Below are 14,643 nucleotides of genomic sequence, written 5' to 3'. Positions count from 1 at the left end.
CCTCTTCGGTTCGCGATGATCGTTTGATCAACTTTGCGCTAACCATAGATCATGTTTGAGATAACATGCAAGGGTGAATAAATGGACAGACACGAGCGGCAAGGGATTGACGGACTATCCGCGTCCGTCTGTGGCAGTGGACGTCGCGGTGCTGACGTACAGCGGTGGATCTCTGAAAGTTCTGGTGGTTCGGCACCGTCTCGGTGCGCTGGCGCTACCGGGAACATTTCTGCACGAACGCGAATTGCTCACGGCCGCAGCCGATCGTGCCCTGTCGGTCAAGGCAGAGTTGGCCCAGACGAGCTTCCACCAGTTGGCGATCTTCGACCGACCGGACCGCGACGACCGTGGATGGGTTTTGTCGGTCGCACACACGGCTTGCCTACCGGAATCGGCACTGCCCGATTCGGCGCTTCTCGTCGATGTGTACGACGACGAGGCAGTGAGCGGACTCGCATTCGATCACGCCGACATGGTGCGACTCGCGGTCACGGACCTACGCACGAGGTATGCGTCGTACGTGGATCCGGACGGATTGTCGGGCGGGACGTTCACCGTCGCCGAACTTCGGGGACTCTACGAGGTGATCTTCGATCGTCCGTTCCAGAAGGACAGCTTCCGCCGGCAGGTGTTCGACGCGCTCGAAAGTACCGGCGAGATGAGCAGACCAGGTAACGGCCGACCCGCCGAGACGTACCGGAGGCGGGGTGACGGCGCACTGACTGCGCAGGCAATGGCATTTTTGACCGGATGAAGTGAAACGAATTCTTGCAGTTCTGCTGACCTGACGCGCTGAGCTGGGTAATGTCCGATTGATGGGTGCAGTTTCGAATGAAGCCGAGTCCAAGATTCCGACTGTCGTGTGGGGTACCGGCAACGTCGGGCGTGCATCGATTCGCGCTGTGACAGCCAATCCGGCCCTCGAACTTGTCGGCGTCATCGTTGCGAACCCCGAGAAGGTCGGGCGCGACGCCGGTGACCTCGCCGATCTGGGAGTGCACCTGGGCGTCGCGGCTACCGACGACGCCGATGCCGTGCTCGCAGCGTCTCCCGGCGCGGTGGTCTACGCGGCGTCCGGCGACATTCGGCCCGACGACGCGGTTGCCGACATCACGCGGGTACTGGCCGCCGGAGCTGTGGTGGTCACGCCGTCGGTATATGCGCTGTACGACCCGAAATCTGCGCCTCCCGAACTTCGTGATCCCGTCGAAGCTGCTGCTAAGGCGGGCGGCGGCGCTCTGTTCGTCTCCGGTATCGACCCAGGCTGGGGCAACGACATCCTGCCGATTCTCGTCAGCGGGCTCGCGGGGACAATCGACCAGATCCGGTGTCAGGAAATCTTCGACTACACGACCTACGAACAGCCGGATTCTGTCCGCTACCTGATCGGGATGGGTCAGCCGATGGACTACGAACCTCCCATGGTCGCGCCGACCGTACCCACCATGGTCTGGGGCGGGCAGATTCGGCTCATCGCCCGGGCACTCGGGGTGGAACTCGACGAGATCCGCGAGACCTTGCTGCGCCGCCCGCTCGAGGAAACCGTGTCGACCGAACATATGGGGGAGTTCGCGGTCGGCACCCAAGGCGCACTGCGATTCGAGGTTCAGGGAATCGTCGGCGGGGAACCCCTGATCGTGATCGAACACGTCACGCGTATTCATCCGTTCTGTGCCCGCGACTGGCCGCTCCCGCCAGACGGAGGCGACGGCGCGCACAAGGTGATCGTCGAAGGACGACCACGAATCGAGATCAACGTCGAAGCCACCGATGAAGGTGGAAATCGCGCGGCCGGTGGAAATGCCACGGCCGTAGGACGTCTCGTCAACGCAATTCCCTGGCTACGTCAGGCTGAACCCGGTCTCTACGACGCGCTGGACGTTCCGCTCACACCCGGCGTCGGCAAGCTCGGTGCCCGAAACTCGGAGGTACTCACATGAATATCGACATACCCGAAGGCAAGAATCCGATCGGCTACGTGTGGGGAGAGATGGTCCCCGGCATCGGACCCGCGGCCGCCGGGTTCTCCCAAAAGGTCTACACAGACGGAACTCTCGGCCTCCGTGAGTTCGAGGCGGCCAGGCTTCGGATCGCTCAGATCAACGGGTGCATCTTCTGTCAGGACTGGCGCACCGAGCGTGACGGCGAGACTGTGGAGTCGACGTTCGATCAGTCTGTCACCGACTGGCGCACCACCGATGCCTTCGACGACAGGACGCGCCTCGCTGCCGAATACGCCGAGAGATACGCCCTCGACCACCACGGACTCGACGACGAGTTCTGGGAACGTATGACCGCTCACTATTCCCAGCGAGAAATCGTCGAGTTGAGCATGTGCCTCGGATCGTGGTTGGCCTTCGGCAGGCTCAACCACGTCCTCGGCCTCGATACTCAATGTGTGTTGCCCGGCAACTGAACTAGTTGCCCAGCGTCGTCAGATCCGGGTAGTTCGAGACCTCCCAGCCGCCGTCGACGACCAGACTGGTTCCGGTGATGTACGAGGCGTCGTCGCTGGCGAGATAGAGGCAGGGGCCCGCGATCTCGTCGGGAGTTGCTGCTCGGGACATGGGGATTCGGCTGAGAAACATGTCGCGGGCGGGTTCGTAGTTCATGACCGGCGCGACCAGTGGCGTGTCGACCAGGCCGGGTAGAACGGCATTGACCCGGATCCCCGACGCAGCCAGTTCGATCGCGGCATTCTTGCTGAACATCTCGACTCCGGCTTTGCCTGTCGCGTATGCGCTCCCGTAGGGGCTCGGCACGTGCGCGTTCAATGAGGACACGTTGACTATCGCACCACCGCGACCATGCTCTCGGATATGCCGCGCTTCATGTTTGGTGCAGAGGAAGACGCCCTTCTGCACCAGGTCGATGGTGAAGTCCCAGTCGGCCTCGTCGAGGTCGACGATCTGCCCCACCCTCGACGCACCGGCAACGTTGAAAGCCAGATCGATACCGCCGAATTCCGCCGCCGCCGCGGCAAGGGCCTCGGCAACATCGGATTCCTTGGTGACGTCAGTGGGAACGGCGAGGAAGGCCCCGCCGTGCTGGGAGGCTATCTCTTTCAAACCCTCTGCAGCGATGTCGATTCCAGCTACCTGTGCGCCTTCGTCGATAAGCCTTAGTGCGATGGCTGCACCGATACCTGATGCTGCTCCAGTGACGACTGCTGTTTTCCCGGCAAATCTGGACGTGTTAATGGGCACCTGCTTTCAAGAACTTTCCGGTTCGGCGGTTGCCGAGAACGGGTGCTGCTTCTCCGTCGCCGAAGACGTACTCGCCGCCGACGAACACTGCGGTGACGGTCTGGTCGTTGCGATTGACCATGCGGGAGAGGTTGTCGTACTCCACAACCGGGCTTTCCGCGTACGCGTCGAGCGAATCGTCGAGATGAGCGGGATCGATCACAACCAGGTCGGCGCGATCACCTAATCGAAGGTGCCCGGCATCGACGTCGTACCACTCGGCGAGTTCACCGGTGAGACGATGCACCGCTGCCTCGACGGTCATGAACGGACGGCCGACCTTTTGGGCATCGTGGACACGTCGTAGTAGGCGTAAGCCGAAGTTGTAGAACGCCATGTTGCGCAAATGCGCTCCGGCGTCGGAGAACCCGAGTTGGACGCCATTGTCCTGGGCGAACTTGTCCAGAACCTCCGGCCGGTGGTTCGAGATGGTTGTGCGCCAACGCACTTTCGTGCCGTGTTCGAGGACCAGATCCAGGAATGCATCGACAGGGTGGAGGCCGCCACGTTCGACGCCGACCTGCCCGAAGCTCTTGCCGACCAGGGATTCGTCGGGGCAGGACACGATCTCGGCGTCGAAGAAATCGCGATGCCAAACTTTGACACCGAACTTCTGGTCGTAGTCCTTGCGGAATTGTCGACGGTAATCCTCGCTCTGCATGAGGACGTTGCGTTCCATCTCGTCGGTCAGATGCAGTGCTGCAGCGCCGGATCCGAACTCCTCGAAGACAACCAGGTCGATGCCGTCGGCATATACCTCGAAGGGAACTGGCAGGTGCTGCCAGCGCAGGTCGCCGCCGAGTCGATTGACCAAGTGTGCCAGTGGGCCGAGTATCACCACGGCCAACTTGTTGGACTTGATGTCGGCCGCCGAAAGCATGCTCGTCTTGAGTCGCTTACGCCAGATACCCGCGCTGGAGAACGCCATCGCTCCGGTACTCATCGGGTTGGAGAGGTCAGGTCCGGCCTGAAATACCCGTCCCCGACGGCGCAGGATCGCATTGAGTCGGCGTCGTTCTTTCGTGGTTGCATACGTCGACGGCAGCGTGCGTGAGCGGCAGGTCTCGCCGTCGAGTTTGTCGAACAACAATTGCTGACTGGACATCCCGACGAATCCTGCGTCGAGAGCTTCGGTCAACTGTGCTTCCATCGACGCGAGTTCGGCGTCCGTGGGATGGACGTCCTTCCTGGTAGCACGATCCAGTCCCATCTCGGCGGCCCGCATATCGGAGTGTCCGATGAAGGCTGCAACGTTGGGACCTAGCGGAAGCGCCTCTAGTGCAGCAACATACTCGCTCGCAGAGTTCCAGGTCTTGGCACGGTTGAGTGCGTCGACGACGTGCTTACGCGGAATTGCCTCTACTCTGCCGAAGAGATCACCCGCGTCGGAGGGGCTGGCGTGAATGGTGGACAGGGAACACGATCCGACAAAGATCGACGTGACCCCGTGTCTGAGAGATTCGCTCAGCGCCGGGCCTTCGAGGATCTCGACGTCGTAGTGAGTGTGGATGTCCACGATGCCCGGGATCACCCACTTGCGCCTGGCGTCGATGACACGGGGACAGTCGGTTTCGTCGAGTGGATCGAGGGAGATGGCAGTAACCAACCCATCGCGGATACCCAGATTGCGGACAGCTGGTTTGGCCCCGGTGCCGTCGAACCACAGACCGTTGTTGATCACGGCGTCGTAGGTCATGAGAGAACCACCTTTGCACGTATCGTTTTTCCGGTTGCATTGCGGGGCAGAGGAGTTGTGCTCAGTTTCCACTTCACCGGCACCTTGAAGTAAGCCAGTCGTTCGGCGACGTAGTCGCGTAGTTCTTCTTCGCCGGCGGCTCCCTCACTCCGCAAAACGACGACGGCTGCAACTTCTTGGCCGAGGTCTGCCGAATCAATGCCGATCACAGCGCATTCGAGTACGGCGGGATGCGCGTCGATGGTCTGCTCGATTTCGAGAGGGTAGACGTTCTCGCCGCCGCGCAGGATCAGGTCGGATCGGCGACCCGTCAGGCGGAGTCGGCCGTCCTCGAATACTCCGAAGTCGCCGGTTCGGAGCCATCGATCAGGACCGATAGCGGCTGCAGTCGCGGTCTCGTCGTTCCAGTACCCCAACATCACATAGGCGCTGCGCGCACAGATCTCACCTTCCTCGCCGTCGGGGACTGCAACACCGAAGGGGTCGCGCACCTCCACGCTCACCCCGATGATCGGCCGGCCGAGAGTTCCGGGGAACGCGGCAAGTTCCGGTGGTGTGGCAACTGAAATGCCGGTGGAGGATTCGGTGAGCCCGTAGCTGTCGACCAAGGTGTGCTGCGCAAAAGGCAGTCGTGCGCGCAGTCGGTCCTGCAAGGCCGGAGATGACGGCGCAGACGCGAGCGCAAAGGCGCTCAGTGAGGTCAGGTCGTACTTCTCGAGACTGCCGTACTCGAGGAGACGGGTTGCCATGGTGGGGACCACCGCCCAGTTTGTGACCTTCTCGCGTTCGACGAGGGAAAGGACTTCGTCGACGTCGAAGGCGCCCTGATGGATGACCACCGCTCCGCCCGTCGCGAGTCGTGGGATCGCCAGGTTATGCAGGCTTGCAATGTGAAACAGCGGCGCGGTCAGCAGATACCGCAAGTCACTCGGTCGGCCGTCGCTGGGTTTGCCGGTGAACGCCGCAGCGAGGCGATCGCTGTAGCGGTGGTAGTCGATGACGGCCAACACGTTTCGATGAGTGTGAACAGCGCCCTTGGGGCGGCCGCTGGTTCCGCTCGTGTACAGGATGACGGCCGGATCGTCCTCGTCGACGGACGTGCGGGGCAGTGCAGAACCCGAATACTTCTCCATCAAGGTAGGTAGATCTTCTTCCATCGTGAGCACGGGAACATCGGTGTTCAGTTCGGAAAGAATCTGCGCGCGTTTGGCGTCGGCGATCACCACTGTGGGGGTGGTGTGATCGATGCCGTACGCCACCTCGCGGGCCACCCACCACGAGTTGAATCCGACGGCGATGGCACCGAGGGACTGAGCCGCCCAGAAGGTCATCACCCATTCCGGCGTATTGGCAGCAAGTATGCCGACCCGATCACCCTTGCGGACGCCGTACCGCTCGCGCAGCGCCGTCGCCAATGCTGCTACGGCCTCGCCGTGCTCGAGGTAGCTGAAGCGTCGGTCCTTGGTCACCAGATAGTCGCGTGATCCGTAGTCGAAGGATGCAGCGAGCACGTCGCCGAGTGCCTTGTCGCGGTTCTTCATGACGGGCATCGAACTGCCCAGTACATCCTCGACTTGCATCTCGAAAGGACCACCGGGGCCGGTCAGCCCGGCCATGACGGACGCGATGAATGCTTGTGTATCAGCGGAAGTAGTCACGTGAAGTGCCTTTCGAAGATTAGGGTACGAGCACTGCGCGTCCGGTGACCTTGCCGTGTTCGAGACGGTCGAGTGCGTCGCGGGCATCAGCGAGGTCGAAGCGGGCTACTTCTACCGTTACCAGACCGGCCTGTGCCAGGGCGATGGAATCGACGAGGTCGTTTCTGGTGCCGCCGTACGACTTCCGGATCGATGCGCCCCACGGCCAGCCTGGTCCGCCGGCAGCTTCGGCAGTGATTCCGGGGTTTCCGCCTCCGAGACCTACCATGCGATACGCGCCGTTCGGCGCAACCGCTTGAACGGACATCTGTGCAGTTGCGTCGATACCGACGAAGTCGAAGATGACTTCTGCGCCTCTGGCCGATGTGAGGTCGAGGATGTGCTGCGCGGTGTCCGGTCCCGATTCGAGCGTGATGTCGGCGCCGCAACGTTTGGCGAGATCGAGTTGATCCTGTCCGACATCGACGGCGATGATGCGCACGGCACTGATTGCGCGAAGTATCTGTACTGCAACGTGACCGAGTCCGCCGACGCCGATCACGACGGCGGTGGCACCGGGCTGGAGATGTTCGCGGGCACCGCGAATGGCGTGGTAGCTCGTCAGTGCCGCATCGGCGAGAGGTGCGGCCTGCAGGAAGTCGAGGTCTCCGATGGGTACGAATGAGCGAGCCGGGATCTTGACGTACTCGGCCATCCCGCCTTCGGGACCAAGCCCGGGGCAGGGCGGCATCGCGGTGCGTCCAGCGGCGAGGCACATATTCTCGTTGCCGCTCACGCATTCTCGGCACTGTCCACATGACCAACAGAGGTAGACGACGCCACGCTCTCCGACGGAACGGCCGTCGACGCCACTCCCGACGGCTTCGATCGTTCCGGCAATTTCGTGGCCGATAGTCAGCGGTTCTTCGCGCATCTTGTACGGAAAGTGCAGGAGATGGAGATCGGAGTGGCAGATTCCCGCTGCGCCCACCCGAATCAGTAGTTCCGACGGGCCGATCTCCGGGACCGGCACGTCGTTGATTTCCAGGAGCCCGGGCCCCATGAGCTGGGCTGCCTTCATGAGCTGACCTCGGAGTTGTATGCGGCGCTCAGGTACGCGTTGCTGCGGTCGGATCCGATCAGGCCCGGTGCCATCTTGTTCATGACGTAGGCGAAGGTCATCCGTCGGTCCAGATCGTTGACCAGCATCGAGCCGCCGATACCTGCCCACCAGCAGGTGCGTCCGTCGGGAATCAGTGGCGCGGTAACCGGATGTGGCAGTCCGTAGCCGATGCCGAACTTGAGTGGTGTCATGATCCCGAGATCGATACCGTCGGCTTGGACCTCGAAGATCAGGTCGATGGTGCTCTGCGAGAGCAGCTTCCGGCCGTCGAGCACACCACCGTTCGAGATCAGGGATTGGACCCGAGCGATAGAACGTGCGTTGCCGTGGCCGTTGACTGCGCCGATCTCGGCTTCCCGCCAGGGTGCGGTGTTGACCTCGGGGTAGTCGAGCAGTGGGCAGGTCAGGGTCTTGATGAAGATGCTGTCCTGGTCGAGCGTGGACAGGTCGAACTCCAACGCGGGCGGCGGAACCATGGTGGCGATTCGACCGAAATGCTCTGCGGACGTGCCGATATGGAAGTCGGCTCCCAGTGGACCGGAAAGCTCTTCGGCAAAGAACCTGCCGAGAGTTCGCCCGTCGATGCGACGAATGACCTCACCGACGAGATGGCCGTAGTTGATCGCGTGATAGCCCGACGCCGTACCCGGGGTCCACCAAGGCTTCTGGGTAGCGAGGCGAGCGGTGGACGCCTCGAGGTCGTAGATGTCCGTCAGTTCGATCGGGCGCTCCCAACCGGAGACGCCAGACGTATGCGACAGGAGGTGGCGAACTTCGATGTCTTCCTTACCGTTTGCCGCAAATTCGGGCCAGTAGTGAGCAACTTTCTGGTACACGTCCAATTGGCCGCGTTCGACCAGCAGGAGCGCACACAGGGCCGTCATGGTCTTGGTGATGGAGAACGTGTTGACGATGGTGTCGCTGCCCCATGGAGTGGTACGGGATTCGTCGGCGTACCCGCCCCAGAGATCGACCACGGATTCTCCGTCGACGGTGATGGCAACGGAGCCGCCGAGTTCTTCACCGGATTCGAGTTGAGCCTCGAAAGCCGCTCGGACGGCGTCGAACTCGTTGTCGCAGTGACCGTTCACCACACTCATGCGCGATCCGCCTTCTCGAGTTCGTGTGCTGCTGCACGCGCGGCAACAGGTAGCTTGTTTCCGGAGGCCGCAGCACGCTTGGTGCCCTTGGCGATTTCCTTGTTCATGTTGCGGACGTAGGGATCGAACTCGAGCTGAATCGTGTGGCGTGGTGACTTGTAATAGGGGGCGAGGAAGTACGCCTCGTCGGCTTTGGTGATCTCCTGCATCTCGTTCGCGGACGGCAGTTGGTATTTACCGGTGAGGTAGGCCGCGACGAGCTTGCTCTGCTGCTCGGCGAAGTTGACGAGCGTCGGCATGGGCTGCGCGAGTCCCATGAAGAAGAGGTTGTCGATTCCGGGCTTCATCATTCGTTTGAACAGTGGGAATCGGTTGTCTTTGTCCGGCAGCAGATTCGGATCACTGAAGAAGGGGAAGCTGATGTTGTAGCCGGTGGCGCAGATGACCACGTCGACGTCCTCGGCGGTGCCGTCCGCGAAGTGAACCTGCTTTCCGTCGAGTTTGGTGATGGCAGGCTTGAAGGTTATGTCGCCTGACCCGGCGCGTCCGAGGAACTCGCCGCTGGCCGAGGGGTGGGCCTCGAAGGGGCGGTGGTCCGGCTTCGGCAGACCGTAGCCTTCCATCGTTCCCAGATTCTTGCCGAGGAATCGACGACTCAGGAACAGTCGTAGACCACGCGGCATCCAGGGCGGGGTGATCAGTTTGTCGCCGGGTACACCGCCGAGATATTTCGGCAGTACCCAGACTCCACGGCGAGCCGACACGATGAGCTTGTCGGCGAGGTATCTCTGGCCCAGTTCGGAGGCAATATCCAAGCCGGAGTTGCCCATTCCGACCACGACTACCTTTTTGCCGCGCATGTCGACCGGGTCGAACGGGTCGTTGTAGCTGTGGCTGTGCATGAGGACCCCGTCGAACTCACCTGGGTAGTCCGGGATGTTGGGATCCCAATGATGTCCGTTGCAGACCATCAGGACGTCGTAGGTGCGAACTTCGCCGTCCGAGCGCGTGATGGTCCACAGCCCGTCTGTATCACGTTCTGCTGCAACAACACTGGTGTTGAAGATGATCGACTCACGCAGTCCGAAGTGCTCGACGTAGTCCTTGAAGTACTGGAAGAGTTCGGAGTGGTGCGGGAAGTCGGGAAGGTCAGCGGAGACCGGGAAGTCCTCGAATGCCAAGCGCCACTTCGACGTGTCGATGTGCAGGCTCTGGTAGCAGGCCGACATCCCGTTGGGATTCTTGTAGTACCAGTTTCCGCCGACCTCGTCGGACGCTTCGTAGCAGTCGAAGGGTATTCCGAATTCCTTCATTCGCTTGGCCGTCGTGATTCCGGTAGGCCCGGCGCCGATGATGCACACGCTCGGCAAGGGGGAGGGGCTCATTCGCCATCGCTTTCTGTTCTGTCTCGGGCGTGCGAGAAGAAGAATCGAAGCCCGAGAAGTGACTTGAGTCATAGTGCGTCATTCGCTGACGTTGTGTCAATGAATGACGCAATGTTTTTTGGTGACGGCGAGTCGGTGATTTGCCAGGAGGTTGAAATGCGAGCAAGGTGGGCGACGTGAGCACGACTACGGACGGCCCGAAGAACAGGCGGGGAACACTTCGCGACGAGCAGAAACGCGCGACGCGGGCCAAACTCGTGGACGCCGCACGCACTCTGTTCGAGGAACGGGGATACGCGGCTGTCACGGTCGACGACATCGCCTCGGTCGTCGGATGCAGTCGAGCCACGTTCTACGTGCATTTCGCCAGCAAGGTGGAGATGCTCAAGACGATCGGCGCGGCCGGGATGGCGGCGAGTGCGTTCGCTTTCTACATCGATCTCGATCGGGTTCTCGACACGAACTCTCGCGTGGAATTCACGGCTTGGCTGGAGCGTGCCTTCGACTGGTTCGACGAGAACAAACGCCTGCTGCCGGCCTGGGACGAGGCCGTGGCACTCGAACCGGAGTTCCGCGAGACAGCGCGAGACGGTATGACCCAACTACCGAATGCCATGCCCAAGTACCTGAGCCGTTGGCCGGAGGAACAGCACGACGAGGCACGGTTGCGCGTCGAACTGCTCGTGAGTCAGTTGGAGCGATTCTTCACACGCTGGGCCGTGCAGGGGACAATCGATGTGACGCGGATTCAGGCCGCCGAAGTTCTGACCGACATCTGGTTCCCGGCTCTGTCTCCGGAATCGAAGGGCGTCGGCGAGCGGTAGAGGCTAGCTCGGATCGATCTCCACACTGATCGCGCCGGTGAGCAGTTCTCTGGCTCGTTCGATGGGGATCGAGCCGCTCAGCCAGCGCTCACTCAAACCCTCGACCAGGGCGGTGAGTCGCTCGGCGGCGTCGGCCGGGCTTGCCTTCGGGTCAGCGAGTCCGGCGTCCTGCGCTTGGCGGATCAAGGATTCGACGTCGTCTGCCCACTCTTGCGTCGTGGTGCTTAGGGGTTCGCGCAGCTCGTCGGCGAAGACTGCGCTTGCTCGGAGTTCACCCCAGGCGATGCTGTTCTCTCGAATCTTCGGGGCATTCTGAAACTCCAGCAGGAGCATCTGCTCGAGCTGCGCACGAGGGTCTGTCTCCGTGAAGGCGCTTTCGGTGTACAGCGCGGCGCGATCGTTGATGTGATCGAGGGCCCGGCGCAGCACACCTGCACGGTTCTGGAAGTGGTAGTAGATGAGTGCCGTCGACACTCCGGCCTCGGCAGCGAGCGTCTCCACCCTCAGCCCGCGTACGCCGTGTTGGGCAATGACGCGGACTGCTGCTTCCAAGATTTGCGTTTGGCGGTTCGACACGAGTCCGAATTCTACGAGGGTGGTCGGGACAGGTTTCTAGTCCGCGGGTTCCTGCTGGGTGGTGCAGTGAATGCCGCCACCACCCGCGGCGATGGCGTCGATGTTGATCTGCACGACACGGCGGTCGGGGAAGAGTCGCTCCAATTCACTTCTGGCGGCCTGGTCGGCCTCGGGGTCACCGAACTCGGGTGCGATGACCGCCCCATTGCATACGTAGAAGTTGATATATCCGGCTGCGAAATCGTCCGATTCGAAGTCGGGCCTGATCGCGACCGGCGCCTCGAGGACCACCACTTCCAGCTTCCGTCCCTGTGCGTCGGTCGCGTTCTGGAGAATCTCGAGGTGACGTGCGGTCACGTCGTGGTCGAACGACTCCGGGTCTGTGTCGAGGCCTGCGACCACGACACCTGGGCGCGCGAAACGGGCGTAGAAGTCCGTGTGGCCGTCCGTGATGTCCTTGCCGGCGATTCCCGGTAGCCAGATGATCTTGTCGAGACCGAGCAGGGGGCCGAGTTCGGCTTCGACGTCCGACTTCGACCATCCCGGGTTGCGGTTGTTGTTGAGTACACAGCTTTCGGTGATGATGGCTGTGCCTTCGCCGTCGACCTCGATGCCGCCGCCTTCGAGGATCAGGTCGGTAGGCAATGATTCGACTCCCGCACGGGCGGCAACGAAAGCTGCGACCTGGACGTCCTTATCAAAATCCTGCTTCTCGCCCCAACCGTTGAAGTTGAAATCGATACCCGCTTTGGTCCCGTTGCCTTTCACGAATACAGGGCCGGTGTCGCGCATCCAGAGGTCGTCGAGAGGCGCGGCGATCAGTTCGACCGATGGGCCGACGAGGGAGCGAGCCAAGTCCAGTTCCTCGGAACGAACAAGCATCGAGACGGGCTCGAACTGCGCGATGGTCTGCGCGATCGTCGCGAGGTTGCGCTGGACTTCGGGCAGGAGGGCTGCTCCCCAGATCGCTTCGCTGGCACCGAACGCCATCCAGGTGCGCTTGTGCGGATCCCCCTCTTCCGGCATCACCCACTCGCGAAGATCGTCGTCTCCATTGCTCCCGCCCGAGGCTGAGTCGGAATCGCCGCAGCCTGCCAAAAAGAGGCCACTGAGCGCAGCGGCGCCTGCCTGAATGAACCGACGTCTTTGCATTGCGGTGACTCCTTGTGCTGTGTGCGTGCGCGCCCGGTCCGCGTCCTGCTTGCATGGAGCGTAAACCTTGACTGAAAATTTAGTCAAGGAAGTAGTGCCAGTTCGAGACCGTTTCGGCGGGCGACACGACGGATCGAAGGACTCATCCGTCGGAAGGTCACGAGTCGATGAGTCCTTCGACCGTTCCCCGCCATCCGCGGCGCTGGTAGTCCCGGGGCGACATGCCGTGGGCACCGATGAAGACCTTGGTGAATCCGGACGCGTGCGCGTAGCCGAGTCGACGGGCGGTCTCTCCGGCCGAGAAGCCCTCCTCGAGATAAGCGCGGGCGAGGGTCATCCGCAACTGACCGCGCCAGCGCGGGAAGCTCTGGCCGGTGGCCGCTACGAAGCGTTTGTGGAGCAGGCCCTCGTCGACGCCGAGTCGAGCGCTCCACTCCGGCAGCGTGCGCGAATCGGTGGGGTCCGCGCGGAGTGCGGTAAGGATCGTTTCGACAGGATCGGTTCGGCCGCCGGGTGTCCGCGTCGCCGCGCTGTTTCGGATCAGCCTCGAGATCCTCGCTGGGTCATGGATTTCGGGGCGCAGAAGGGTGTAATTCGCAACGACCGTGTGCAACAGATACGCCTCCGCTTCGCGCGCGAAGTGCAGCACTCGTGGCGGCGGTGCAGTGACGGGAGAGTCGCCAGGCTGGGATCCGAGCGGAAGTAGAAGCGAACCCTCCGCGATCTCGACGCTGTTGCGTACTCCCGCGGGAAGCCACATCGCGTCGCCCCGCCTCAGATTCCAGGTTCGGTCGCCGAAAGTGACCCGGGCGGAGCCTCGGTAGATCCAGACGACGACGTGAAAGTTGTTGACCCTGGCCCACGTTCCGCTTGCGGGAATCGTCGGCGGTATCGGCGCCGAGCCTGAGTGGGCGCCTTCCTCGGACAAGAGTGCGACGCTCTGTGCCAAGGTCTCGTTCTCATGGATCGGCGCTGAGCCTTGGTTTGCACGTGTGTAGTCACTGGGTGTCACACCGGTGTGTTCACGGAAGGCACGGGTGAATCCCGCGGGCGTCGCGAATCCGACCTGCCCACCCGTCCATCCGATTTCGCGGCCGGAGTTCAGGTATGCGATTGCTGCCGCGATCCGGGCCGAGGTGCGCCAACGCGCGAAAGGCAACCCCGTCTCCTCCGTGAATCGGCGCTGCAGGGTGCGGACGCCGATCTTGAGTTGCCGGGCGAACTGGGAAAGCTCCGTGTCGTCGGCTGGCGTCCGTAGAAGCGTGCGAGCGATCTCGAGGGTCTCGGCCGAGCGTGGCAAATTCGGTGGGGCGTACGACACCGAAGCGTCGGCGTCGTTGGAATGGGCCCCCGCGACAAGCTCGAGTAGTCCGGCCCCCACAGTCGCCCCACCGCGCAGAAATCCCAAGTTGTGCGCGAACTGGTGGACGAGCCAGTCCTGCCAGGCTGCCGGGATCTCGAAATCGATGATCCGGTTCAACGTGGGCGGCAGGTCGGCAGCGGGCATCGGAATGGGAAACGCGACCGCTCCCGGGTCGACTCGGATGCTGTAGGCGATTCCCGCGGGCACCCAGGTTGCCGCCCCAGCGGTCACGCTGCGGGTGCGGTCGCCAATCTGTAGTTCCGCGTGTCCGGTGTGTACCCAGAAGAGCAGTGGCTCACGTGCATTCGCGATCAAGGAGAGTCGGGACGCGGGGATCTCGGGGACTTCGCCCGCGGAGAACACCAACCGTGGTCCCACGTATGCCCTCCCGATTCAGATGCTTTCTCACGCAGCCACCGATGAGTGTAAGAAGTCGGCACGCACGGATAACCGTAGCCGATTAGGGGAGGCTAGCTTTATTCAATGGCCCTTCCGCCGTGATCGAGCGTGGGTCGAACCCCCCCGTCTGTGCGCTTCCGAGG

13 protein-coding genes are annotated in these 14,643 nt (G+C 62.2%); 4 read left to right on the top strand and 9 right to left on the bottom strand.

The genetic code is table 11. The features are described 5' to 3' along the window. Window positions 1-73 precede the first annotated feature (73 nt). The 3 genes from P0M12_RS10480 (at window position 74) to P0M12_RS10470 (ending at window position 2,416) form a co-directional block, all read left to right on the top strand. A complete protein-coding gene (locus P0M12_RS10480) occupies window positions 74-754 on the top strand; it encodes an NUDIX hydrolase (protein WP_003943269.1) in 681 nt (226 codons plus the stop codon). A 61-nt stretch (window positions 755-815) separates the two neighbouring features. Then, window positions 816-1,940, top strand: a complete 1,125-nt coding sequence (locus P0M12_RS10475; protein WP_277377673.1) for a dihydrodipicolinate reductase — start codon at window positions 816-818, stop codon at window positions 1,938-1,940. Next, complete coding sequence (locus P0M12_RS10470) at window positions 1,937-2,416, top strand: carboxymuconolactone decarboxylase family protein (protein WP_003943220.1); 480 nt, start codon at window positions 1,937-1,939, stop codon at window positions 2,414-2,416. The genes P0M12_RS10475 and P0M12_RS10470 overlap by 4 nt, the downstream gene beginning before the upstream one ends. Before the next feature lies 1 nt (window position 2,417). On the opposite strand, the gene P0M12_RS10465 is transcribed toward P0M12_RS10470, so the two are convergent. The 6 genes from P0M12_RS10465 to P0M12_RS10440 are packed head-to-tail and all read right to left on the bottom strand — an operon-like array spanning window position 2,418 to window position 10,186. Further along, the gene (locus tag P0M12_RS10465) at window positions 2,418-3,206 is read right to left on the bottom strand and encodes an SDR family NAD(P)-dependent oxidoreductase (protein WP_030536188.1); all 789 of its coding nucleotides are present in this window, start codon (window positions 3,204-3,206) and stop codon (window positions 2,418-2,420) included. Then, a complete protein-coding gene (locus tag P0M12_RS10460; RefSeq protein ID WP_277377672.1) occupies window positions 3,196-4,941 on the bottom strand; it encodes a hypothetical protein in 1,746 nt (581 codons plus the stop codon). Before P0M12_RS10460 ends, P0M12_RS10465 begins: the two co-directional genes overlap by 11 nt. Then, window positions 4,938-6,599, bottom strand: a complete 1,662-nt coding sequence (locus P0M12_RS10455) for a class I adenylate-forming enzyme family protein (RefSeq protein ID WP_277377671.1) — start codon at window positions 6,597-6,599, stop codon at window positions 4,938-4,940. Before P0M12_RS10455 ends, P0M12_RS10460 begins: the two co-directional genes overlap by 4 nt. Before the next feature lie 19 nt (window positions 6,600-6,618). Further along, entirely contained in the window at window positions 6,619-7,659 is a 1,041-nt protein-coding gene (locus P0M12_RS10450; RefSeq protein ID WP_277377670.1) for an NAD(P)-dependent alcohol dehydrogenase, read from the bottom strand. Then, a complete protein-coding gene (locus P0M12_RS10445) occupies window positions 7,656-8,801 on the bottom strand; it encodes a serine hydrolase domain-containing protein (RefSeq protein WP_277377669.1) in 1,146 nt (381 codons plus the stop codon). Before P0M12_RS10445 ends, P0M12_RS10450 begins: the two co-directional genes overlap by 4 nt. After that, entirely contained in the window at window positions 8,798-10,186 is a 1,389-nt protein-coding gene (locus P0M12_RS10440) for an NAD(P)-binding domain-containing protein (RefSeq protein WP_007730290.1), read from the bottom strand. The genes P0M12_RS10445 and P0M12_RS10440 overlap by 4 nt, the downstream gene beginning before the upstream one ends. A gap of 167 nt (window positions 10,187-10,353) precedes the next feature. Here P0M12_RS10440 and P0M12_RS10435 point away from each other — a divergent pair, with 167 nt between their 5' ends. Continuing rightward, complete coding sequence (locus P0M12_RS10435) at window positions 10,354-11,010, top strand: TetR/AcrR family transcriptional regulator (RefSeq protein WP_161120519.1); 657 nt, start codon at window positions 10,354-10,356, stop codon at window positions 11,008-11,010. Window positions 11,011-11,013: 3 nt separating this feature from the next. Here the strand turns inward: P0M12_RS10435 and P0M12_RS10430 are convergent, their stop codons facing one another. The 3 genes from P0M12_RS10430 to P0M12_RS10420 form a co-directional block, all read right to left on the bottom strand. Continuing rightward, entirely contained in the window at window positions 11,014-11,586 is a 573-nt protein-coding gene (locus P0M12_RS10430; RefSeq protein ID WP_277377668.1) for a TetR/AcrR family transcriptional regulator, read from the bottom strand. Window positions 11,587-11,622: 36 nt separating this feature from the next. Further along, window positions 11,623-12,738, bottom strand: a complete 1,116-nt coding sequence (locus P0M12_RS10425) for an agmatine deiminase family protein (protein WP_277377667.1) — start codon at window positions 12,736-12,738, stop codon at window positions 11,623-11,625. Between the two features lie 157 nt (window positions 12,739-12,895). Next, complete coding sequence (locus P0M12_RS10420; protein WP_030536181.1) at window positions 12,896-14,479, bottom strand: helix-turn-helix domain-containing protein; 1,584 nt, start codon at window positions 14,477-14,479, stop codon at window positions 12,896-12,898. Window positions 14,480-14,643 lie beyond the last annotated feature (164 nt).

It is taken from the genome of Rhodococcus sp. RCBS9, from assembly GCF_029457415.1.
GTDB lineage: Bacteria > Actinomycetota > Actinomycetes > Mycobacteriales > Mycobacteriaceae > Rhodococcus_F > Rhodococcus_F qingshengii.
The sequence above is the reverse complement of the archived record's forward strand: the minus strand, read 5'-3'. Positions and strand labels throughout refer to the sequence as shown.